At 73.8% G+C, this 21597-nt stretch carries 19 protein-coding genes; 14 read left to right on the top strand and 5 right to left on the bottom strand.

Annotated elements, in window-relative coordinates; genetic code table 11:
• The first annotated feature begins 1 nt into the window (after position 1).
• The 5 genes from OHA91_RS26060 (at position 2) to OHA91_RS26040 (ending at position 4683) form a co-directional block, all read left to right on the top strand.
• Positions 2–1213, top strand: coding sequence for an acyl-CoA dehydrogenase family protein (locus OHA91_RS26060; RefSeq protein WP_051892551.1), 1212 nt, complete (start codon positions 2–4; stop codon positions 1211–1213).
• Positions 1210–2109 (top strand): hypothetical protein, encoded by a 900-nt coding sequence (locus OHA91_RS26055; RefSeq protein ID WP_328740127.1) that lies wholly within the window; start codon positions 1210–1212, stop codon positions 2107–2109. The genes OHA91_RS26060 and OHA91_RS26055 overlap by 4 nt, the downstream gene beginning before the upstream one ends.
• Positions 2106–3095 (top strand): HesA/MoeB/ThiF family protein, encoded by a 990-nt coding sequence (locus OHA91_RS26050; RefSeq protein WP_051892549.1) that lies wholly within the window; start codon positions 2106–2108, stop codon positions 3093–3095. Before OHA91_RS26055 ends, OHA91_RS26050 begins: the two co-directional genes overlap by 4 nt.
• 30 nt (positions 3096–3125) lie before the next feature.
• Positions 3126–4172 (top strand): TauD/TfdA family dioxygenase, encoded by a 1047-nt coding sequence (locus OHA91_RS26045; RefSeq protein ID WP_051892547.1) that lies wholly within the window; start codon positions 3126–3128, stop codon positions 4170–4172.
• A gap of 139 nt (positions 4173–4311) precedes the next feature.
• Positions 4312–4683, top strand: coding sequence for a VOC family protein (locus OHA91_RS26040; protein ID WP_266501670.1), 372 nt, complete (start codon positions 4312–4314; stop codon positions 4681–4683).
• A 56-nt stretch (positions 4684–4739) separates the two neighbouring features.
• Here the strand turns inward: OHA91_RS26040 and OHA91_RS26035 are convergent, their stop codons facing one another.
• Positions 4740–4973: a ferredoxin gene (locus OHA91_RS26035; protein ID WP_031146059.1), complete on the bottom strand. Its 234-nt coding sequence runs from the start codon at positions 4971–4973 to the stop codon at positions 4740–4742.
• Positions 4973–6436, bottom strand: coding sequence for an aldehyde dehydrogenase (locus OHA91_RS26030; RefSeq protein WP_031146057.1), 1464 nt, complete (start codon positions 6434–6436; stop codon positions 4973–4975). The genes OHA91_RS26035 and OHA91_RS26030 overlap by 1 nt, the downstream gene beginning before the upstream one ends.
• Positions 6437–6617: 181 nt before the next feature.
• On the opposite strand from OHA91_RS26030, the gene OHA91_RS26025 reads away from it, so the two are divergent.
• The 7 genes from OHA91_RS26025 (at position 6618) to OHA91_RS25995 (ending at position 14736) form a co-directional block, all read left to right on the top strand.
• Positions 6618–7667 (top strand): MBL fold metallo-hydrolase, encoded by a 1050-nt coding sequence (locus OHA91_RS26025; protein WP_328740126.1) that lies wholly within the window; start codon positions 6618–6620, stop codon positions 7665–7667.
• A gap of 320 nt (positions 7668–7987) precedes the next feature.
• Positions 7988–9262 carry a prenyltransferase/squalene oxidase repeat-containing protein gene (locus OHA91_RS26020; RefSeq protein ID WP_328740125.1) on the top strand — a complete coding sequence of 425 codons (1275 nt, stop codon included), beginning with the start codon at positions 7988–7990 and terminating at the stop codon, positions 9260–9262.
• Entirely contained in the window at positions 9262–9921 is a 660-nt protein-coding gene (locus OHA91_RS26015; protein ID WP_031146051.1) for an SCO2322 family protein, read from the top strand. Before OHA91_RS26020 ends, OHA91_RS26015 begins: the two co-directional genes overlap by 1 nt.
• A gap of 68 nt (positions 9922–9989) precedes the next feature.
• Positions 9990–11177 carry an energy-coupling factor transporter transmembrane component T gene (locus OHA91_RS26010; RefSeq protein ID WP_031146049.1) on the top strand — a complete coding sequence of 396 codons (1188 nt, stop codon included), beginning with the start codon at positions 9990–9992 and terminating at the stop codon, positions 11175–11177.
• A complete protein-coding gene (locus tag OHA91_RS26005; protein WP_328740124.1) occupies positions 11174–13147 on the top strand; it encodes an ABC transporter ATP-binding protein in 1974 nt (657 codons plus the stop codon). The genes OHA91_RS26010 and OHA91_RS26005 overlap by 4 nt, the downstream gene beginning before the upstream one ends.
• Positions 13144–14016: an ECF transporter S component gene (locus OHA91_RS26000; protein ID WP_328740123.1), complete on the top strand. Its 873-nt coding sequence runs from the start codon at positions 13144–13146 to the stop codon at positions 14014–14016. The genes OHA91_RS26005 and OHA91_RS26000 overlap by 4 nt, the downstream gene beginning before the upstream one ends.
• 315 nt (positions 14017–14331) lie before the next feature.
• Positions 14332–14736, top strand: coding sequence for an aggregation-promoting factor C-terminal-like domain-containing protein (locus OHA91_RS25995; protein ID WP_031146042.1), 405 nt, complete (start codon positions 14332–14334; stop codon positions 14734–14736).
• A gap of 160 nt (positions 14737–14896) precedes the next feature.
• On the opposite strand, the gene OHA91_RS25990 is transcribed toward OHA91_RS25995, so the two are convergent.
• A complete protein-coding gene (locus OHA91_RS25990) occupies positions 14897–16066 on the bottom strand; it encodes a steroid 3-ketoacyl-CoA thiolase (protein WP_328740122.1) in 1170 nt (389 codons plus the stop codon).
• 241 nt (positions 16067–16307) lie between these two features.
• Here OHA91_RS25990 and OHA91_RS25985 point away from each other — a divergent pair, with 241 nt between their 5' ends.
• Positions 16308–17552 carry a cytochrome P450 gene (locus tag OHA91_RS25985; protein ID WP_031146040.1) on the top strand — a complete coding sequence of 415 codons (1245 nt, stop codon included), beginning with the start codon at positions 16308–16310 and terminating at the stop codon, positions 17550–17552.
• A 266-nt stretch (positions 17553–17818) separates the two neighbouring features.
• On the opposite strand, the gene OHA91_RS25980 is transcribed toward OHA91_RS25985, so the two are convergent.
• Positions 17819–18370: a PaaI family thioesterase gene (locus tag OHA91_RS25980; RefSeq protein ID WP_266501647.1), complete on the bottom strand. Its 552-nt coding sequence runs from the start codon at positions 18368–18370 to the stop codon at positions 17819–17821.
• Positions 18371–18645: 275 nt separating this feature from the next.
• On the opposite strand from OHA91_RS25980, the gene OHA91_RS25975 reads away from it, so the two are divergent.
• A complete protein-coding gene (locus OHA91_RS25975) occupies positions 18646–19365 on the top strand; it encodes a GlxA family transcriptional regulator (RefSeq protein ID WP_328740121.1) in 720 nt (239 codons plus the stop codon).
• A 60-nt stretch (positions 19366–19425) separates the two neighbouring features.
• On the opposite strand, the gene OHA91_RS25970 is transcribed toward OHA91_RS25975, so the two are convergent.
• Positions 19426–21507, bottom strand: a complete 2082-nt coding sequence (locus OHA91_RS25970) for a bifunctional glycosyltransferase 87/phosphatase PAP2 family protein (RefSeq protein WP_328740120.1) — start codon at positions 21505–21507, stop codon at positions 19426–19428.
• Positions 21508–21597: the final 90 nt, after the last annotated feature.

Here is a 21597-nt window from a genome sequence, read left to right as displayed (position 1 = left end):
CATGACGTACGCGCACAACCCCGCCGCCCACCCGCTGCTCGACTCCGTCGAGGCCGCCTTCCTGGAACAGGTCGTCGCCTTCGCCCGCGAGGAGATCGCCCCCGGTGCCGCCGAGCGCGACCGCATCGAGAAGGGCCACGTCGACTGGGACACCGTCCGCAAGGGCCACGCGCTCGGCCTGCTGCGGATGGCCATCCCGCGCGACTTCGGCGGCCTCGGGCTGAGCCAGCTCGCCATCGCACTGACCCTGGAGGAGCTGGCCTCCGCCGACCCGGGCATGGCCCTGGTCTTCGGTGCCACCGGCCTGTTCCAGACCCCGCTGCTGATCTGCGAGAACCCGCGCCTCCAGGAGAAGTACCTCCCCGCCTTCCTCGGCCCGGAGCCGGTCCTCGCCTGCAACGCGGTCGCCGAGGAGCGCAACGGCACCGACCTGGTCCTGCCGCAGCAGGCGGCCCACGCGCAGGACATGACGGTCGCCCGCCGGTCCGGCGGCGAGTACCTGCTGACCGGCACCAAGCGCTACATCACCAACGCCCCCGTCGCCACGTACGCCACCGTCATGGCGAACCTGGACGGCGCCCCCGGTTCGACCGGACTGACCTGCTTCGTCACCGAGCTCGAACAGGACGGCGTCACCCGCGGCGAGATCCACGACAAGGTGGGCTACCGCACCGCCCCCGCCGGCGAACTGATCCTCGACAACGCCCGCGTGCCGGAAGAGAACGTCATAGGTGACGAGAACGGCGGCTGGGACCTCAACGTCGCCATCGGCAACCTCACCCGCGTCACCTGCGCTGCGGTCGCCACCGGCATCGCGCGCCACGCCCTCGACCGCGCCGTCGCGTGGGCCGGCACCCGCCGGCAGGGCGGCCGGCTGCTCTTCGAGCACCAGATGTCCGCCCGCAAGCTCGCGGACATGTCCGCGCGGGTGTCCGCCGCGCGCGCCCTGTACCTGGACGCGGTGCTGAAGGCCGACACCGTCATCCCGACCCCTGCCTACGAACCCGCCGTCGCGAAGCTGGTGGCCGACCGCGCCGCGATCGACAACGCAGACGCCGCCATGAGCCTCATCGGCGCCGCGGCCTTCCAGCGGGAGGACGGGATGGACCGCGTCCTGCGCGACGCCTACGGCCCCCGCATCTACGAAGGCAGCCCGGAAGCGCTCGCGCTGGTCATCACCGGCGAGCTGTTCGGCGTCCCGGAGGTCCGGTGACCACCGCCACCACCACGGGGTACGCCACCGCCTCCTACCGGGAGCGAGTCCTGCGGGACACCGCCGCGATCCGGCTGCCCGACCTCGACAGCCGCGTGGACGGCGAACCGCTGTTCCGCTCCGCCAGCCCCGAGGGCCTGCTGACCCTCACCGTGCGGGGGGCGCAGCTGCCCCCCGCGTACCTCGACGACATCTACCGGTTCCGGCTGGCCCAGTACCTCAAGCGGGGCTGGCTCAACGAGGGGCTCGCCGCCGCCGCGGACCTCGCCGCCGAGCCGTACGACGCCCACGCCCTCCAGGACCAGCACACCCTGGTGGTGGAGGAGGACACCTGGCGGCTGCGCGGCTACGGCACCCTGGCCCGCACCCGCAGCCCCGAGCGCACCCTCCTCGGTGACGACGCCCACCGGCCGTTCGTCGTGGAGCGCGACTACGGTCTGCGGCTCGCCGACGAACTCGGCCCGGCCACCCCGGCGGACCGGGTCTGGGAGGGCAAGCGGCTCATGCGCGACTACGCCATGGACCGTTCGCAGGCCGCCGTGTCCGTCCCCTGGTGGGTCTACCGGGGCTGGGCCGAGGGCTGTCTGCAGGCGCTGGCCGTTGACGGCGCCGCGATCGTCGGCGACGGCAAGCCGAACGGGGCCGTCCTCCAGCTGGCGATGCTCGGCTTCCGCACACGGACCCTCGACGTACCCGCACTGCCGGCCGACCCCACCGACCTGTTCGCACCCATGTGGGACCAGCAGCAGCGCTCGTACCCCTTCATCCTCACCCACGGGGACGCGCTGCGCCCCACCATGGACCACCTCGACGCGATCCTCGCCTCCGGGGAGACCGGATCGGTCGCGGCCCGGCTGAGCGCGTTCCAGGAAGCACGGAAGGAGGCACGGACATGAGCACGAGCACAGACCCGAGCGGCCCGCCCGACGTGGGCACCCCCTCGGAAGCGCGCGAACTGGACGAGGAGCTCTACTACGCCTCCCTCACCCAGCGCAACCGCGGCCTGATCCCCGCGGCGCTCCAGGAGCAGATCCGGCACACCCCCCTGCTCATCGCGGGATGCGGCTCCATCGGCGGCGCCACCGTGCAGCCCCTGGGCCGCATGGGGTACCGGGACTTCGTCCTCGCGGACGTCGGCACCTACGAGCTGAACAACCTCAACCGGCAGAACGCCACCGTCGACGACCTCGGCCGCAACAAGGCCGAGGTGGGCGCCGACGCCCTGCGCGCCATCAACCCGCACGTCCGGGCCGAGGTGGTGCCCGTCGGCATCACCCGGGACAACGTCCGGGAACTGGTCCGCCGGGCCGAGGTCGTCATCGACGGGGTCGACGTGACCACCCCGTCGGGGCTGCGCGCGAAGATCGCCCTGCACCAGGAGGCGTGCCGCCAGCGCAAACCCCTGGTCACCGGCTGGGACATGGCCGGCATGCTGGCCGCCCAGTGCTTCGACTACCGGCTGGTCCGCAGGATCTTCGACGGCCAGCTGCTGGCCGAGGACGCCGACGTGCTGAGCACCTGGGAAGTGATCTTCCGTATCGCCCCCAGGTCGCACATCCCGGGCGAGATGTACCGCGAACTCCGCAGGGGTCTCGGACGTCCCGACTACAGCGTGCCGCAACTCACCGAGGCGGCGACCCAGTTCGGCTCGCTCGCGGTCCACATGGTCAACCAGCTGGTGGCGGGCGAGGACGTGCCGCGCACCGTCGCCGTCGACGTCCACCACATCGCCCTGAAGCCGGGGCGCCGGGTCGTGGACCGGGTCACCCGGCACTGGGAGCGGGCCCGCTTCCTGAACCACCTCCCGCGCGAGCAGGCCTGGCGCGGCTTCAGCCCCGCCGCCGTCTACCGCCTCGGCCGCCGTTCCGCACCGGCCGCATAGCCGAGCCGACCCGCAGAAAGGAAAGCCCTCATGAGAAAAGAATTCTCGTACGCCGACGCGCGCCCGTCCGGGATCGTGCTGAGCGAGACCGAGTCCGACATCATCGAGGCCGCCGCACTGAAGCTGGCCGCCCAGTACGCGGACTACTCACTGCACAGCACCGACCTCCTCCACGCCGTGGAACTCGCAGCCGCCGCCCTGCCCAGCCGGGTCCGGCGCGCGCTGATCGCCTTCCGCGACGAGAGCAACGCCGCCGGCACCCTCCTGCTGCGAGGCCTCCCGCTGGGCAGCCTGCCGGCCACCCCGGACCGCGTGGAGGACGAGCCGGCCTGGACCGAGGTCGCGGTGGCGACGCTCGGCCAGCTGATGGTGATGTCTGTCCTGGGCCGGTCGATCTCGTACAGCGACGAGAAGAGCGGCAACCTGGTGCAGGACGTCAGCCCCAAGCGCGGGGCCGAGAAACGCCAGGAGAACAGCGGCTCCATCCTGCTGGAACTCCACACGGAGGACGGCTTCCACCCCGCCGCCCCGCACTTCCTGAGCCTGATCTGCCTGCGCGGCGACCGCGACGGACGCGCCGCCACCGTGACGGGCGGGATCGGGGACGTGCTGCCGCACCTGGACGGGGAGACCGTCGCCGCCCTGCGCCGACCGGAGTTCAGGACCAGGTTCAGCACCTCCTTCGTCCACGACACGGACGAGGAGGTACTGACCCCGCCCGTGCCGGTGCTCTCCGGCCCGGAGGGCCGGCCCGACCTCCGGGTGGACTTCCACGGCACGGTCGGCACCACCCCGGCGGCCCGGGCCGCGCTCGCCGAGCTGGAGGACGCCGTACTCGGGTCCCTGCGCGGCATCGTGCTGCGGCCCGGTGAACTGATCATCCTCGACAACCGCCGTACGGTGCACGGGCGGACGGGCTTCACCCCGCGCTACGACGGCGCGGACCGCTGGCTGCGCCGCTCCTTCGCCCTGGCCGACCTGCGCCCGGTCCTCGACGACCTCGGCGAGGGCCGCAGCCACAACGCGATCACCGCGCGGCGGCCCGCCCGCGGGCTGGCAGCGGCGGCTGCGGCCTGACGGACGCCCGGGGTCCGGTCCGGCCTCCCCGGCCGGCCGGACCCGGACCGCCCTCCCGTCCGGGCCCCCGGGCCGGTCCCCCGGGCCGGCCCCCATTTTCGGTGGACAGCGGTCCCCACCGCGTCCGATAGTGCGCCCCATGGCTTCTCTCATACGACACATCACAGTTGACTGTTCCGACGCCTACCTGCTCGGCCAGTTCTGGGCCGGCGTCCTGGACGGCTCTCTCGCCGACGACGACTTCCCCGGGGACCCCGAGGCCCTGGTCACGGCGCCCGGTTCGACGCTGCTCTTCGTGACCGTTCCCGACGCCAAGAGCGTCAAGAACCGCGTGCACGTGGACCTTCAGCCGCAGGACCGCACCCGCGACGAAGAGGTGGAGCGCATCCTCGCCCTCGGCGCCACCGTCGTCGGCGACCACCGCCGCCCCGACGGCACCGGGTGGGTGACCCTCGCCGACCCCGAGGGCAACGAGTTCTGCGTCGAGCGGAGCGCCGCCGAGCGGAAGTGACCGGCGCGGGGGCGGGGCAGGGCCCCGGCCCCCGCCCCGCCCCCGCAGCCGCTCCCCTACTCCTCCGGCGGGAAGACCGGTTCGCCGGTGACGGCCAGGGTGATCATGATGGCCTCCACGGGGCAGCCCTCCGCCGCCGTGAGGACCGGTTCGCTCGCGTCCGACTGCGGGCTGCGGGGGTGGGACTGGCGCGCCGAGTCCAGGACGAAGCCGTCCGGGGCGTGGTTCACGCACATGCCCGAACCGATGCAGACCCCCCGGTCCACCTCGACCTGCCAGCGGTCGCCCATCAGGCACCCGCCTCGTAACCCGCCGGCAGGTGGATCATCTTGTGCTCCAGGTACTCGCCCAGGCCCTCCGGGCCGAACTCCCGCCCGAGACCGCTGTTCTTGTAGCCGCCGAACGGCCCCAGCATGTCCAGGCTGAAGGTGTTCACGTTGAAGGTGCCGGTGCGGATCTGGCGGGCGAAGTCGATGCCGTGCTCGACGTCGCCGGTCCAGACGCTGCCGCTGAGGCCGAACTCCGAGTCGTTGGCGACCCGTACGGCCTCCGCCTCGTCCCCGTAGGGGATCAGGCAGACGACCGGGCCGAAGATCTCCTCGCGGGCGATCCGCATGGAGTTGTCGACGTCGCCGAAGAGCGTGGGCTCCACGTACCAGCCCCGGTCGAGGCCGGCCGGGCGGCCGCCGCCCGCCAGGACCTTCGCGCCCTCCTCCTGGCCGATGCGGATGTAGTCCAGGGAGCGCTGCTGCTGGCGCTGCGCGACGAGCGGGCCGAGTTGCGTCGCCGGGTCGAGCGGATCGCCGACGACGAGCGCGCCGGCCGCCGCCGCGAGGGCCTCGGCGACCTCCTCGTACCGGCTGCGGGGGGCGAGGATCCGGGTCTGGGCCACGCAGGCCTGGCCGTTGTTCATCCAGGCGGCGGGCACGATCCCGGCGACCGCGGCCTCCACGTCGGCGTCCGGGAGGACGACGGCGGCGGACTTGCCGCCGAGTTCGAGGGTGACCCGGGTGAGGTTGCGCGCGGCGACCTCCATCACGCGCCTGCCGGCGGCCACGGAGCCGGTGAAGGCCACCTTGTCGATGCCGGGGTGGCCGACGAGGTACTCGCTGACCTCGCGGTCGGCGGGCAGGATCGACAGCACGCCCTCGGGCACTCCGGCCTCGCGCGCGATGTCGGCGAGGATGTAGGAGTCCAGCGGCGCTTCCGGGGAGGGCTTGAGGATCACGGTGGAGCCGGACAGCAGGGCGGGGGCCAGCTTGGCGGCCGCGACGAACTGCGGGACGTTCCACGGGATGACGGCGGCGACGACGCCCACGGGCTCGCGGCGCACCAGGATCGGGCCGAGCACGCCCTGGCGGTGCTCCTCGTACGGGTAGGCGCGCGCGACGGTGATCGCGGCGTCGTAGACCATCATCGGGCCGAGCGCCTGGGCCAGGACGCTCCAGGAGTACGGGGAGCCGTTCTGGGAGCTGATCGAGCGGGCGATCTCCTCGTGGCGGACGGCGATGGCGTCCTTGATGCGGGAGACGACCGCGATGCGCTCCTCCAGCGCCATCCGCGGCCAGGGGCCTTCGTCGAAGGCCCGGCGCGCGATCGCGACGGCGCGGTCGACGTCGGCCTCGGAGGCGTGCGGGACGGAGCCTATGACCTGCTCGGTGTGGGGGGAGACGATCCGGATGGTGTCGGTGCCCAGCGGATCCGTCCACTCACCGCCGATGAACAGTTTTCCGTGTTCCACGAGCTCCGTCATGGCTGAGGCCTCCTGCGGCTTGGCGTTCCCGAACTGATACCAGTTCTAGTTCTAGGAGTCCACGGCCAGGACGGAAGAGTGGAGAAGATCCAACGACTAGCCAGAAAGCCGCCCGGATGGTCGACTTGGGCCACTACTGGAACGCGTTCTCGTTCGAGGACGGCCGACAGGCGGAGGGCTCATGCCGCAGGACACGTCACAGGTCACCGATCACGGCGGAGGCGTGTGGGGGATCAAGGTGCCCATCCCCGACAACCCCCTCGGACACACCCTCGTCCACGTCCTCGACACCGACCGCGGCTCGGTCCTCGTCGACACCGGCTGGGACGACCCCGAGTCCTGGGACACCCTCGTCGCCGGCCTCGCCGCGCTCGGCATCGCGATCGCCGACGTCCACGGCGTGGTCATCACCCACCACCACCCCGACCACCACGGACTGTCCGGCCGGGTCCGCGAGGCGTCGGGCGCGTGGATCGCCATGCACGCCGCCGACACCGAGGTCGTCGTACGCACCCGCTCCTCCGAGCCCGGCGTGTGGTTCGACTACATGAGCACGAAGCTCGCCGCCGCCGGAGCCCCCGAGGAGCACATCGCCCCGCTGCGCGCCGCCCGCGCCGGCGGCCGCATGCGCACCCTGCCCGGGCTGCGCGCCGCCGTCCCCGACCGGGAGATCGTCCCCGCCGAGCTGCTCCCCCTCGCCGGGCGTCGGCTGAGGGCGGTCTGGACCCCCGGCCACACCCCCGGCCACGTCTGCCTGCACCTGGAGGAACAGCATCCGGCGAACCTCCCCGGCAACGGCCGCCTCTTCTCCGGCGACCACCTGCTGCCCGGGATCTCCCCGCACATCGGCCTCTACGAGGCCCCCGAGGACACCCGCGTCACCGATCCCCTCGGCGACTACCTCGACTCCCTCGAACGCATCGGCCGCCTGGCACCGGCCGAGGTGCTCCCGGCCCACCAGCACGCCTTCACCGACGCACCCGCCCGCGTACGGGAGCTCCTGGACCACCACGAGGAACGCCTGTCGGGGCTGTGGGAGCTGCTGGCCGATCCGCTGACCCCGTGGGACCTCGCCGAGCGGATGGAGTGGAACCGGCCCTGGGAGCAGATCCCGTACGGCTCCCGCAACATCGCCGTCTCGGAAGCGGAGGCGCATCTGCGGCGGCTGGTGAAGCAGGGCCGCGCCGAGGCGGTCCCGGGCACCGACCCGGTGACGTACCGGGCGCTGTGAGGGCGGCCGCAGGGGCCGGCCGCAAGCTGCCCGGCGCCGCCCGCCCCCGGACGCCCCGGGGCCCGGGAGCTACGGGCCGGTAGAGTGAGGCGGTCGTCCACACCCCGTACGGGGGGAAGCCGGTGCGATTCCGGCGCTGACCCGCAACCGTGACCCGCCCCCGGCACCACCCGGGCGGGAAGCCGGAATGCCCCGTACCGAAGTGCGCGGCTCGTGCCGCCGGTCCTCCCGGCGGCCGGCACCGTCGAGGAAAACGGAGCCGGAGCCCGGTGCCCGTGCGTGCCTGCCCCGGTTCCCCAGCAGGAGAGGCACCCTCCCCCATGACCGTCCGCCGCAGCGCCGCCGCGCTCGCCGCCTCCGCCGTGCTCTGCGTGGGTGTCGCCCCCGCAGCCCTCGCCGACACCGCGCCGCCCTCCCCCTCCGCGCCCCCGGTCATCCCCTCCGGGCTCTACGGCAAGAACGACCCCGCCTACGACGGCGTGTGGCGGCAGTCCTTCGCGCTGCTCGCCCAGGACACCGTCGGCGTCAAGCCCGCCGCGCAGGCCGTGGACTGGCTGGTCGGCCAGCAGTGCGCGAACGGCTCCTTCCCCGCATTCCGCGCGGACACCACCAAGGACTGCGACGCGACGGCGTACATCGACTCGAACGCGACGGCCGCGGCCGTGCAGGCGCTGACCGCGCTCGGCGGCCACGACGCCGGCGTCAAGAAGGCCGTGGGCTGGCTGAAGTCCGTACAGAACGAGGACGGCGGCTGGAGCTCCAACCCCGGCGGCGCCATGGACACCGGCACCGACGCCAACTCGACCGCCATCGTGATCAGCGCCCTGACCGCGGCGGGCGAGAAGCCGGCCGAGACGAAGTCGAAGGCGGGCAAGTCCCCGTACGAGGCACTGCTCTCCTTCCAGCTGGGCTGCGCCGCCGAGCCGGCCGCGGACCGGGGCGCCTTCGCGTTCCAGCCGGTCGGCGGCAAGCTGGTCGCCAACGCCGACGCCACGGCCGCGGCGGCGCTCGCCGGCCTCGGCAAGGGCACGGCCGTCGTCCCGTCCGGTACGGACACCCCCGCGACCACGCTGACCTGCCCGGCGGCTGCCGCCGCGGACCCGGCCGCCGGTGCCGCGGCCGCCGCCCAGGGCGCGGCCGGCTACCTGGCCGAGGCCCTCAAGAAGGACGGCCACCTGACCGCCCTCACCCCGGGTGCGGACCAGCCGACCGCGGACACCGGCAACACCGCCGACGCGGTGATCGCGCTCGCCGCGGCCGGGCACAAGCAGTCGGCGGCGGGCGCGCTGGAGTGGCTGAAGGGCAACTCCGCCGAGTGGGCCAAGGGCTCCCCGGCCGCCCTGGGCACCCTGGTCCTCGCCGCGCACGCCACGGGCACCGACCCGAAGTCCTTCGGAGGCACCGACCTCGTGGCCGCGCTGAACGCGACGGGCCCGGCCCCGCAGGGCGCGGACACCGGCGCGACCGAGGTGGAGGGCGAGAAGGAGGAGCCGTCCGGCGGCCAGAACCTCTGGTGGATCATCGGTGCGGGGGCCGCGGCCGGTATGGGCATCGGCATCCTGCTGAGCGGCCGCCGGAAGAAGAACCAGCTCTGATGCGCCGCCGCCTGCCCGCCGCGGCCCTCGCTCTCGGCATCGTCCTGGCCCTGCTGGCCGCCGCTCCGGCGCTGGCGGCCGGCTACCGCTACTGGTCGTTCTGGGACGGCGCGGCCGGCGGCCAGTGGTCGTACGCGTCGCAGGGGCCCTCGCTGGCCCGCCCCGCGGACGGCTCGGTCCAGGGCTTCCGCTTCGCGGTGAGCAAGGACGCGGCGACGGAGGCGGCGAAGCCGCGGGCCGCTGCCGATTTCGAGGCCGTGTGCGGGGCGACCGCCCCGGCGGAGGGCCGCAAGCGGGTGGCCCTCGTCATCGACTTCGGTGTGCAGGCGGACGCCCCGTCGGGCGAGGTGGTCCCGCAGGAGGCCCCGCGCACGGCCTGTGCGCAGGTGGCGCCGGAGGCCACGACGGCCGAGGCGCTGGCGGCGGTCGCCAAGCCGCTGCGCTACAACAGTGCGGCGCTGCTGTGCGCCATCGCGGGCTACCCGCAGCACGGTTGCGGGGAGCAGATCGCGGAGACCGGCGCGGCCGAGGCGTCCGCCGAGCCGTCCGGGTCCGCCCCGGGCGGCGGGGGCCCGTCCGCCGGTCTGCTGGTGGGCATCGCCGCGGTCGCCGTCCTGGCCGCCGCGGGCGTGTGGCAGTCCCGCCGCCGGCGCCGATGACCCACCCCGCGTCCCGCCCCACCGGAGCACCCGCACCCGTATCCGCGTCCGCAGGAGCACGTGCGGGAGTGCCCACCGGAGCCGCACCCGGCGACGTGCCCCCGGCCCGCCGGAGCGCGCCCGGGGCGGCGGGCTCCCCGCGCCGGTCGGCGTACGAACGCTTCAGGCCCCCGCAGGCCGGCCGGGCCACCGCCCTGCACGCGGGGGCCTGGTGGCTGTGGGCCCTCGGTCTGGCCACCGCCGCGTCGCGCACGACCAATCCGCTCGTCCTCGGGCTGATCGTCGGCGTCGCCGGTTTCGTGGTGGCCGCCCGCCGCACGGACGCGCCCTGGGCCCGTTCCTACGGGGCCTTCCTCAAGCTCGGCCTCGTCGTCATCGGCCTGCGCCTGCTCTTCTCGATGCTCCTGGGCTCGCCCATCCCCGGCTCGCACACCCTCTTCGTCCTCCCGGAGGTCCCGCTGCCCGCGTGGGCGCAGGGCATCCGGTTCGGCGGGAGGGTCACCGCCGAGCAGCTGGTCTTCGCGTTCTACGACGGCGCCAAGCTGGCCGCGCTCCTGGTCTGCGTGGGTGCCGCGAACGCCCTCGCCAATCCGGCCCGGCTGCTGAAGTCCCTGCCGGCCGCCCTCTACGAGGCGGGGGTGGCCGTCGTCGTCGCCATGACGTTCGCGCCGAACATGGTCGCCGACGTCGTGCGCCTGCGCACCGCCCGCCGGCTGCGCGGCCGCCCCACCGGCGGGATCAAGGCCGTCCTGCAGATCGGCCTGCCGGTGCTGGAGGGCGCCCTGGAGCGCTCGGTCGCGGTCGCGGCGTCGATGGACGCCCGCGGCTACGGCCGTACGGCGCAGGTCCCGCCGGCCGTCCGGCACACCACCACCGTCCTCACCCTCGGCGGCCTGCTCGGCATGTGCGCGGGCACGTACGGGCTGCTGGCCGCGCAGGGCGCGGCGTACGGGCTGCCCGTGCTCGGCATCGGCGCGGCCCTGGCCCTGGCGGGCCTGCGGCTCGGCGGGCGCCGGTCGGTGCGCACCCGCTACCGGCCCGACCGGTGGGGTGTGCGTGCCTGGCTGGTCGCCGGTTCCGGGGCGGCCGTCGCCGGCCTGCTCATCTACGCCGGCGGTGTCGATCCGGCCGGTCTGCATCCGGGTGTGGTCCCGCTGGTGGCCCCCTCGCTGCCGTTGTGGCCGGCGGCCGCGGTCCTGATCGGCCTGCTGCCCGCCTTCGTGGCACCCGTACCGCCCGAGGAGGCGTCGCAGTGATCCGCTTCGATCAGGTGTCGGTCACCTACGACGGCGCCTCCGCCCCCTCGCTGCAGGGCGTCGACCTGGAGATCCCGGAGGGCGAGCTGACGCTGCTGGTCGGCCCGTCCGGGGTCGGCAAGTCCACCCTGCTGGGGACGGTGAGCGGGCTCGTCCCGCACTTCACGGGCGGCACCCTGCGCGGCCGGGTCACGGTCGCGGGCCGCGACACGCGTACGCACCGGCCGCGGGAGCTCGCGGACGTGGTGGGCACGGTGGGCCAGGACCCCCTGGCGCACTTCGTGACGGACGTGGTGGAGGACGAGCTGGCCTACGGGATGGAGTCCCTGGGCCTGCCGCCCGCGGTGATGCGCCGCCGGGTGGAGGAGACCCTCGACCTGCTGGGCCTGAACGAGCTGCGCGACCGGCCGATCGCGACGCTGTCGGGCGGCCAGCAGCAGCGGGTGGCGATCGGCTCGGTGCTGACGACGCACCCGAAGGTGCTGGTGCTGGACGAGCCGACGTCCGCGCTGGACCCGGCGGCGGCCGAGGAGGTCCTGGCGGTCCTCCAGCGGCTGGTCCACGACCTGGGCACGACCGTGCTGATGGCGGAGCACCGGTTGGAGCGGGTGGTGCAGTACGCCGACCGCGTCCTGCTGCTGCCCGCCCGCGGCGCGGCGCCGGTGCTGGGCTCCCCGGCCGAGGTGATGGCCGTCTCCCCGGTCTGCCCGCCGGTGGTCTCCCTGGGCCGCCTCGCGGGCTGGTCCCCGCTCCCCCTCTCGGTCCGCGACGCCCGCCGCCGGGCCGCCCCCCTGCGGAGCCGCCTCTCGCCCGCGGCGGGCTCCGCACCGGGCAACCCCGTGCACCCCCTGCCCGCCCCCAACCCCGCTTCCGGGGCTCTGCCCGGACCCGCGCCGTCGGTTGCCCTTCCAGCCCCGCCGACGCTCGAGGCACCGGGATCCGACAATCCAGCCCCGCCGACGCTCGAGGCACCGGGATCCGACAATCCAGCCTCGCCGACGCTCGAGGCACCGGGATCCGACAATCCAGCCTCGCCGACGCTCGAGGCGCCGGGGTCCGGCAATCCAGCCTCGCCGGCGTTTGAGGCGCGGGGGTCCGGGGGCGGCGCCCCCCGCAGCGACGCCGCACCCGGCCTGCTCAGCCGCCTGCTGCGCCGCGGCGGCAAGCCGGAGCCCGCCGAGCCCGCCGCAGGCGACACGGCAGGCGACACCGCCCGGGTACGGAACCTCGGCCTCCGCCGCGCCCGCACCGACGTGCTGCGCGGCATCGACCTCACGGTGGCGCCCGGCGAGACCATCGCCCTGATGGGCCGCAACGGCGCCGGCAAGTCCACCCTGCTCTCCACCCTCGTCGGTACGCTCGCCCCCACCACCGGCGAGGTGACCGTCGGCGGCCGGACCCCGCACCGTACGCCGCCGCCCGAGATGGTGCGCCGGGTCGGCCTCGTCCCGCAGGAGCCCCGCGACCTGCTCTACGCCGACACGGTCGCCGCCGAGTGCGCCGCCGCCGACTCCGACGCCGGCGCGGCCCCCGGTACCTGCCGCGAGCTGGTCTCCGGACTGCTGCCGGGTGTCCCCGACGACACCCACCCGCGTGACCTGTCCGAGGGCCAGCGCCTGGCCCTGGCCCTGGCGCTGGTCCTCACGGGTCGGCCCGCCCTGCTGCTGCTCGACGAGCCGACCCGCGGTCTGGACTACGCCGCCAAGGCCCGCCTGATCGAGATCCTGCGCGGCCTGGCCGCCGACGGCCACGCCGTCGTCCTGGCCACCCACGACGTGGAGCTGGCCGCCGAGCTGGCCGACCGCGTGGTGATCCTGGCGGGCGGGGAGGTCGTGGCGGACGGCCCGACGGCGGAGGTCGTGGTGTCCTCTCCGGCCTTCGCGCCGCAGGTGGCGAAGGTGCTGGCGCCGGGCCACTGGCTCACCGTGGGCCAGGTGGCCGAGGCTCTCGACGCGGCGGCGGGCCGATGACCGGCCCGGCGAACCGCCCGTCGAACCGCCCGGTCCGGATCGGCCCCCGGGCCGCCGCCGCCCTGGTGCTGGTCACCCTCATCGGCATCGCGGCCTTCGGCTGGCCGCTCCTCGCCGACCGGCAGTCGGGGCTCGCGCACTCCCAGGACGCCCCATGGCTGTTCGCGGTGCTGCTGCCCCTCCTGGTCGCCATCGTCGTGGCGACGATCGCCGACGACGGCATGGACGCGAAGGCGGTGGCGATGCTCGGCGTGCTCGCGGCCGTCGGGGCGGCCCTGAGACCGCTGGGCGCGGGCACGGCCGGCCTGGAGCCGATGTTCTTCCTGATGGTGCTGGCCGGCCGGGTGCTCGGCCCGGGCTTCGGGTTCGTGCTGGGCTCGGTGACGATGTTCGCCTCCGCCCTGCTGACGGGCGGGGTCGGGCCGTGGATGCCGTTCCAGATGCTGACGATGGGCTGGTTCTCGCTGGGCGCGGGGCTGCTGCCGGGTCCGGAGCGGATCCGGGGCCGGGCGGAGCTGCTGATGCTGGCCGCGTACGGCTGCGCGGGCGCGTTCGCGTACGGCGCGGTCATGAACCTGCAGGGGTGGACGATCATCCCGGGCATGAGCGACGGCATCTCCTTCCATGCGGGGGAGCCGTTGGCCGCGAACCTGGCGAGGTTCGTCGCGTACTACCTGGCGACCTCGCTGGGCTGGGACCTGGGCCGGGCCGCGCTGACGGTCGTACTGACGCTCACGCTCGGCGGCACGCTGCTCAGGGCGTTGCGGCGGGCGACGCGCAAAGCTGCGTTCGATGCGCCGGTCTCCTTCGATTCCGGGGGCGCAGACGTCCGTAAACCTGCCGCGGACGGGTACGCGTCCGGCCACTGAGGGTGAGTTCGGGGGGCCTCGCCGGTGAGGCGGCCCACAGGACGCAGGTCACATACGAGGGCGGGTAGTAGGCCTTCGAACGGCAAAAGGCGCCTTTTTGTCCCATTTGCCCGGAGTCGGTGGGCCCGGGCGTGCGAGGCGGGCTAGTAGGCGGGGGCTTTGCCAGGGCGTCGGGGCGTCTGTAGAACTGGATGTGTCGCAAGGCGGCAGGGGTGCTTCACCCCCCGCCGACGAACCCCTCTCCCTCGCGTGAGTGGCTCACGCATGACTTCGGCATGCGTGCGACCGCCCTTGTCCCCTTCGGAAGGTTCATCCGTGTCCAACACTGTCATCCGCCGCATCGCCGCTTCCAAGAAGACCCTCGTGGGTTCCGTCCTCGCCCTGGGCGTCGCCGGTTCCATGCTTGCCGCGGTTCCCGCGCAGGCCGCTCCGACGGGTGCGAAGGCGATCGCGCAGCAGATGATCAAGGACCCGGCGCAGTTCGCGGCCTTCGACAAGATCGTCTCGCACGAGAGCGGCTGGAACCACACCGCGACCAACTCTTCTTCCGGCGCGTACGGCCTGGTCCAGGCCCTGCCGGCCTCGAAGATGTCCTCCGCGGGCGCCGACTGGAAGACCAACCCGGCCACCCAGATCAAGTGGGGCCTGGACTACATGAACGAGCGCTACGGCAGCCCGGTCCAGGCCTGGAACTTCTGGCAGGCCAACCACTGGTACTAAGCCGGCACCGGCCGCAGCAGTAGCAGTAGCAGTAGCAGTAGCAGCAAGACATTCGAAGGCCCCGGTGGCCGGCCTCCCCAGGTCCGGCCACCGGGGCCTTCTGCATCCCATCCCAAGGGATCGCGGGCGCCCTGCGCGCGGGGTGTGCGCGCGGGCGCGGTCAGAGGCGCTGGATGATCGTCCCGGTCGCCAGTGCGCCGCCGGCGCACATGGTGATCAGGGCGAACTCCTTGTCGCGGCGTTCCAGCTCGTGCAGTGCGGTGGTGATCAGGCGGGCACCGGTGGCGCCGACGGGGTGGCCGAGGGCGATGCCGCCGCCGTTGACGTTGACCTTCTCCAGGTCCTGGTCGAAGACCTTGGCCCAGCTGAGGACGACGGAGGCGAAGGCCTCGTTGATCTCGACGAGGTCGATGTCCTTGAGGGACACGCCGGCCTTGCCGAGCACGGCCCGCGTTGCGTCGATCGGCCCGTCGAGGTGGTAGTGGGGGTCGGCGCCGACGAGCGTCTGGGCGACGATCCGGGCGCGCGGCTTGAGCTTGAGGGCGCGGGCCATCTTGCGCGAGGCCCACATCACGGCCGCGGCGCCGTCGGATATCTGCGAGGAGTTGCCCGCGGTGTGCACGGCGGTGGGCATGACGGGCTTGAGCCGGGCCAGGGCCTCCATGCTGGTGTCGCGCAGGCCCTCGTCCCGGTCGACCAGGCGCCACATGCCCTGTCCGGCGGCCTGCTCCTCCTCCGTGGTCGGCACCTGCACGGCGAAGGTCTCGCGCTTGAAGCGCTCCTCGGCCCAGGCGGCTTGGGCCCGTTCCTGGGAGAGCAGTCCGAGGCGGTCGACGTCCTCGCGGGTCAGGCCCCGGTTGCGGGCGATGCGTTCGGCGGCCTCGAACTGGTTGGGGAGGTCGACGTTCCACTCGTCCGGGAAGGGCTTGCCCGGGCCGTGCTTGGAGCCCGAACCCAGCGGCACGCGGCTCATGGCCTCGACCCCGCAGGCGATGCCGATGTCCATGACACCGCCGGAGATCATGTTGGCGACCATGTGGTTGGCCTGCTGCGAGCTGCCGCACTGACAGTCCACGGTCGTCGCGGCGGTCTCGTACGGGAGCCCCATGGCGAGCCAGGCGTTGCGGGCGGGGTTCATGGACTGCTCGCCGGCATGGGTGACGGTGCCGCCGACGATCTGCTCGACGCAGTCCGGCTGGATTCCGGTACGGGCGAGGAGTTCGCGGTAGGTCTCACCGAGCAGGTAGGCGGGATGGAGGTTGGCGAGCGCGCCTCCGCGCTTGCCGATGGGGGTGCGTACGGCTTCGACGATGACGGGTTCCGCGGCCATGAGCTCGTCCTCTCCTGCACAGCGCCAGCGCGGCGGGCCGTCCCGGCGCCCCGCCTCGAACTAGTACGCGTTCTAGTTCTATCCGCAGTCTTATGACCTGGGGCCCCGCACGCAAGGGTCTTGCACGCGCCCTGCACGGATTCCACACGCAACAGTTGGCGCGCCGACCCTTGTCACTTCTAGAACTCGTTACTACCTTCAAGCCAACTTCTGATGGTCCGTCAGACTTTGGAGTTGCCCGATGTCCTGCCCCGCGCTCCCCGATGGCTTCGACGCCACCGACCCCGACCTCCTCCAGAGCCGGGTCCCCTACCCGGAGTTCGCCCGGCTGCGGCAGACCGCCCCCGTGTGGTGGTGCCCGCAGCGGCGGGGGGTCACCGGTTTCGACGACGAGGGCTACTGGGCCGTGACCCGGCACGCGGACGTCAAGTACGTCTCCACGCACCCCGAGCTGTTCTCCTCGACCACCAACACCGCGATCATCCGCTTCAACGAGCACATCCAGCGTGATGCGATAGACGCCCAGCGGCTGATCATGCTGAACATGGATCCGCCGGAACACTCCCGCGTACGCCAGATCGTGCAGCGCGGTTTCACCCCGCGGGCCATCCGCGGACTGGAGGAGGCCCTGCGCGACCGGGCGCGGAAGATCGTCGAGGAGGCCTCGGCGGCAGCGGCCGACGGGAGCTTCGACTTCGTCACGCACGTGGCGTGCGAGCTCCCGCTGCAGGCCATCGCCGAGCTGATCGGCGTACCGCAGAAGGACCGCTCCAAGATCTTCGACTGGTCGAACAAGATGATCGCCTACGACGACCCGGAGTACGCGATCACGGCCGAGGTCGGCTCCAACGCCGCCATGGAGCTCATCGGCTACGCGATGAACCTCTCCGCGCAGCGCAAGGAGTGCCCGGCCCAGGACATCGTCACCCAGCTGGTGGCCGCCGAGGGCCAGGGCAACCTCGGCTCCGACGAGTTCGGCTTCTTCGTGCTGCTGCTGGCGGTCGCGGGCAACGAGACCACGCGCAACGCCATCAGCCACGGCATGCACGCCTTCCTGACCCACCCCGAGCAGTGGGAGCTCTACAAGGCGACCCGGCCGTCCACCACCGCGGAGGAGATCGTCCGCTGGGCCACCCCGGTGGTGTCCTTCCAGCGCACGGCCACCCAGGACACCGAGCTGGGCGGCCAGAAGATCAAGGCGGGAGACCGGGTGGGGATGTTCTACTCCTCCGCCAACCACGACCCCGAGGTCTTCGAGAACCCGGACGTCTTCGACATCACCCGCGACCCGAACCCGCACCTGGGCTTCGGCGGCGGCGGTCCGCACTTCTGCCTCGGCAAGTCCCTGGCGGTGATGGAGATCGACCTGATCTTCAACGCCCTGGCCGACGCGCTGCCCGACCTGCGGCTGGCCGGCGAGGGCCCGCGCCGACTGCGGGCCGCCTGGCTCAACGGCATCAAGGAACTCCGGGTCAGCCACGGCTGACCCGTGACCCAGGACGGCAGGGGCCGCTCCTCCCACGCCCCGGCCCCTGCCGTCCGCTGGTCGCTCCGGTACGCCGTTCGAGTGGCGGACCCACCCGAACGGGGTGATCCTTACTCACGCGGCGATCCAGCCGAAGGGGCGCCGGGGCGATGTGCGCCCCGGCGCCCCTTCGGCCCGTGCGGTCCGGGCGGTCCGGGCGGTCCGTGCGGTCCGGGCGGTCCGGGCGGTCCGGGCGGTCCGTGCGTCCGTGGCGGGCCCGACCCGCGTCAGCCCATGCGCAGGATCGCGCAGGTCGTGGTGGCGTGGGCGTAGAGCTTGCCGTCGTGCGTGCCGGTCACCCGGGCCTCGGCGGTGGCGGTGGTCCGGCCCACGTGCAGGGCGGTTCCCTCGCAGCGCAGGGTGGGGGTGTCCGCCATCACCGGCCGGATCATGTGCACCCCGAGCTGCACCGTGGTGTAGGCGGTGCCGGCCGGGAGCAGGGTCATCACGGACGAGCCGAGCGCCGAGTCGAGCAGGGTGGCCAGGAATCCGCCGTGCACCGTCCCCATGGGGTTGAGCAGGTGGTCGCCCGGGTCCCCCTCGAAGACGGCGACGCCCTCGGCGGCCTCGGTGAGCCGGAAGCCCAGGGTGCTCATCATCGACGCGCCGGGCAGTTCGCCCTTGAGGCTCGCCCGGAGGATCTCCAGTCCGCTCATGCCGAGGATCTCCGGGGTCGTCTCCGGACGCGGCTGCCAGGTGTGCGTACGGCTGCGGAGCGGGGCGCCGGTCGCGGGCGGGGCGCCGGTCGCGGGCGAGGCGCTGGTCTCATACGTGGTCATGGCAACGACCCTAGGCACGGGCCGGGCCGATCGGGAGTGTCGGATCCGGCAGCTTCCGCACGGTTTCCGACACCCTCACCGAGGCCGTCCGCGCTACCGTGGAGCGGTGAAAGTCGCCGTACTGGCCCTCGACGGGGTCTTCGACTCGGGCATCTCGGCCGTCCTGGACGTGCTGCACACCGCCGACGTGCTGCGCGGCCGGGTGGCCGGCCACCGGGCTCGGCCACCGCATCGACACCGAGCCGGTCTCCGTAGCCGAGGACGCCGACCTGCTGGTGGTGCCCGCGCTGATGGAGCGCCGCCCGGAGGCCCTGGTCGAGGCCGTCGCGTCGGCCGCGTGCCGGCCGGCCCGCAGGGTCCTGGCCGAGGCCCGCGAGCGCGGCACTCCGCTCGCCACCTCCTGCACGGGAACGTTCCTGCTGGCCGAGGCCGGGGTGCTGGACGGCCGGCGGGCGACGACCAGCTGGTGGCTGGCCCCCTTCTTCCGGGACCGGTACCGGAAGGTCACGCTCGACGAGACCCGGATGGTCGTCAGCTCCGGCGGGGTCACCACGGCGGGCGCCGCGTTCGGCCACCTCGACCTGGCCCTGGCGATCGTCGGCACGCGCAGCCCCGCCCTCGCGGATCTGGTCCGGCACTACCTGGTCGTCGACGACCGGGCCTCACAGGCGGCGTACGCCATTCCCAGCGCCCTCGCCCGCCACGACCCGCTCGTCGCCGCCTTCGAGCAGTGGGCGCGGACCCGGCTCGCGGAGCCGGCGCCGATCGCGGACGCGGCGCGGGAGCTCGGCGTCAGCGAGCGGACCCTCCAGCGCGCGGTCGCCCGCACCCTCGGCCGCACTCCCGTCGGGCTGGTCCAGGACCTGCGGGTGGAGCAGGCCGAACACCTGCTGCGCACCACGGACCTGCCGCTGGCGGTCGTCGCCCGGCGGGTCGGGTACGAGAGTCCGGGACCGTTGCGGACGCTGCTGCGCAGGCGGCGCGGCGGAAGCTGACAGGGCACGGGAACGGGAACGGGGACGGGGACGGGGACCCTGGGAACGGGGACCCGGGGCTCAGGGGCGCGACCCTGCGACGGGCTCGGCCGCCGTCGCCGTCGCCGCCGCCGTCCCGGGTGCGGTGGCAGCGGCCCGCAGCGCACCGTCCCCGCCCGGCTGCGCCGGAACGTTCGGGTGCAGGCCGCGCGGACCCGACAGGACGTGCACGAGTCCGAAGCCGGCGGTCACGACGACCGCGCCGCCGACCGCGTCCAGCACCCAGTGGTTGGCGGTGGCGACGATCGCGCACACCGTGATCAGCGGGTGCAGTGCCCCCAGCAGCTTCTGCCAGCCCTTCGGGGCGAGCACCACGATCACGATCCCGCACCACAGCGACCAGCCGAAGTGCAGCGAGGGCATCGCCGCGTACTGGTTGGAGATCGCGGTCATGGCCCCGTACGACGGGTTGGCCAGGTCCTGCGGACCGTGCACGGTGTCGACGAAGCCGAGGCCGGGCATCAGGCGCGGCGGGGCGAGCGGGTACAGCCAGAACCCGGCGAGGGCGAGGACGGTGGCCAGGCCCAGGGAGGCCCGGGCCCAGCGGTAGTCGCCGGGGCGCCGCCAGTAGAGGACCGCCAGGATCGTCAGCGGGACCACGAAGTGGAAGGAGGTGTAGTAGAAGTCGAAGAAGGCCTCCAGCCAGGGCGTTGCCACCACGGCGTGGTTCACGGCGTGCTCGATGTCGAGGCCCAGCGCCTTCTCGATCCCGAGGATCTGGCTGCCGTTGCCCTCGGCGAGGGAGCGGCTGGTGGGGGCGGCCGCCCGGATGTGGGAGTAGAGCGAGTAGCCGACCCGTATCAGCAGGAGTTCCAGCAGCAGGTTCGGGCGGGACAGCACGCGCCGCCAGAACGGCAGCAGCGGCACGCGCGACCAGCGGGCCGCCGCCGGCCGCCCGTAGTCCGTCGGCACGGGATCGCGCCAGTACGGGGACGAGCGGGGCAGGAACGGCACCGCGCAGGCCGCCGCCACCGCGGTGAGCAGCAGCACGTTGTCGCGTACGGGCGCCAGCGCGGTCAGGTTCGGCAGCAGCACCGCGCTCGGCAGGGTCATGGCGAGGACCACGGCCACCGGCCACACGCGCCGGTCGGCGGCGCGCTTGCCCACCTTGCCGGCGACGGCGAGCAGCACCCACAGCAGCTGGTGGCGCCAGCCGGTCGGGGACACGGCGACGGCCACGCAGCCGGTGACGGCGACGGCGAGCAGCAGCTGGCCGTCGCGGGCGTAGCGGACCGCGCGGCGCAGGCCGACCCAGACGATGGCGCCCGCGAGGGCGGCGTAGAGCAGGACTTCGGCCGGTCCGGTCAGGCCGAGGCGCAGCAGGGCGCCGTGCACGGACTGGTTGGCGAGGCCGTCGGGGGCGCCGCCGAGGCCGGTGCCGCCCAGGTGGTGCACCCAGTACGTCCAGGAGTCGCGCGGCAGGGCCGCCCACGACAGGGCGGTGGCCGCGGCGAAGGTCACGGCGGCGGTGCGGCCGGCGGGGCGGCGTCCGGTCAGCCACAGCAGCGGGGCGAAGAGCAGCAGCGCCGGCTGGAGCGCGGCGGCGAGGCCGACGAGGACGCCGGCGGGCCGGTCTCCGGGCACCCGGAAGACCGCGAGGAGCAGCAGCAGGACGGGGACGACGGCCGTCCGGCCGGGTGAGGCGGCCTCGCGGACCGGCAGCGAGACCATCATCAGGGCCGTCAGGACGGGCGCGGCGAGCAGCGCGGTGCGCCGCGGCACGGGGTCGGGCAGGCCGCGGGCGGCGACGAGCCCGATGGCGGCGACGAACAGCAGCGTCACGCAGGTCCAGGCGACCTCCAGGGAGGGGGCGGCGAGACCGGCGAGCGGCTTGAGGACCAGCCCGGCGAAGGGGGTGCGGGCGAACTGTCCGACGTCGTAGACCGAGCCGACGGCCGGGCCGCCCGCACCCGGGAGGGTGCCGGGGAGGTGGAAGCCGCCCAGCCACTCGGCCGGTGGCACGCGCAGCACCGCGACGGCCTGTCTGACGGCGAGGGCGCCGGCCAGCGCCCACAGGAGGAGCCGCGCCGCGCCGAGCCTGCTGTTGCCGCCTATGACCCCGGCATGTCCGTTCGCTGTGCTGTGCTCCGCCGCGTTAGCCACGCCTCGCCGGCCTCCCACCCTGTTGACCGCAACCCCGACTTCGCCTGGCTGCCGCGCTCCCTTACGCGCACGACGATATCCCCCGCAGGG

The sequence above is a fragment of the Streptomyces erythrochromogenes genome, assembly GCF_036170895.1.
In the GTDB taxonomy this organism is placed as follows: domain Bacteria; phylum Actinomycetota; class Actinomycetes; order Streptomycetales; family Streptomycetaceae; genus Streptomyces; species Streptomyces erythrochromogenes.
The sequence above is the reverse complement of the archived record's forward strand: the minus strand, read 5'-3'. Positions and strand labels throughout refer to the sequence as shown.

Excerpts from the sequence above, each read along its gene's own strand:
- OHA91_RS26045 (WP_051892547.1), top strand. The coding sequence starts at position 3,126 with ATGAGAAAAGAATTCTCGTACGCCGACGCGCGCCCGTCCGGGATCGTG.
- OHA91_RS26040 (WP_266501670.1), top strand. The coding sequence starts at position 4,312 with ATGGCTTCTCTCATACGACACATCACAGTTGACTGTTCCGACGCCTAC.
- OHA91_RS25980 (WP_266501647.1), bottom strand. The coding sequence starts at position 18,370 with ATGACCACGTATGAGACCAGCGCCTCGCCCGCGACCGGCGCCCCGCCC.
- OHA91_RS25990 (WP_328740122.1), bottom strand. The coding sequence starts at position 16,066 with ATGGCCGCGGAACCCGTCATCGTCGAAGCCGTACGCACCCCCATCGGC.
- OHA91_RS26050 (WP_051892549.1), top strand. The coding sequence starts at position 2,106 with ATGAGCACGAGCACAGACCCGAGCGGCCCGCCCGACGTGGGCACCCCC.
- OHA91_RS26020 (WP_328740125.1), top strand. The coding sequence starts at position 7,988 with ATGACCGTCCGCCGCAGCGCCGCCGCGCTCGCCGCCTCCGCCGTGCTC.
- OHA91_RS26025 (WP_328740126.1), top strand. The coding sequence starts at position 6,618 with ATGCCGCAGGACACGTCACAGGTCACCGATCACGGCGGAGGCGTGTGG.
- OHA91_RS26060 (WP_051892551.1), top strand. The coding sequence starts at position 2 with ATGACGTACGCGCACAACCCCGCCGCCCACCCGCTGCTCGACTCCGTC.
- OHA91_RS26000 (WP_328740123.1), top strand. The coding sequence starts at position 13,144 with ATGACCGGCCCGGCGAACCGCCCGTCGAACCGCCCGGTCCGGATCGGC.
- OHA91_RS26035 (WP_031146059.1), bottom strand. The coding sequence starts at position 4,973 with ATGGGCGACCGCTGGCAGGTCGAGGTGGACCGGGGGGTCTGCATCGGT.
- OHA91_RS26030 (WP_031146057.1), bottom strand. The coding sequence starts at position 6,436 with ATGACGGAGCTCGTGGAACACGGAAAACTGTTCATCGGCGGTGAGTGG.
- OHA91_RS25985 (WP_031146040.1), top strand. The coding sequence starts at position 16,308 with ATGTCCTGCCCCGCGCTCCCCGATGGCTTCGACGCCACCGACCCCGAC.
- OHA91_RS26015 (WP_031146051.1), top strand. The coding sequence starts at position 9,262 with ATGCGCCGCCGCCTGCCCGCCGCGGCCCTCGCTCTCGGCATCGTCCTG.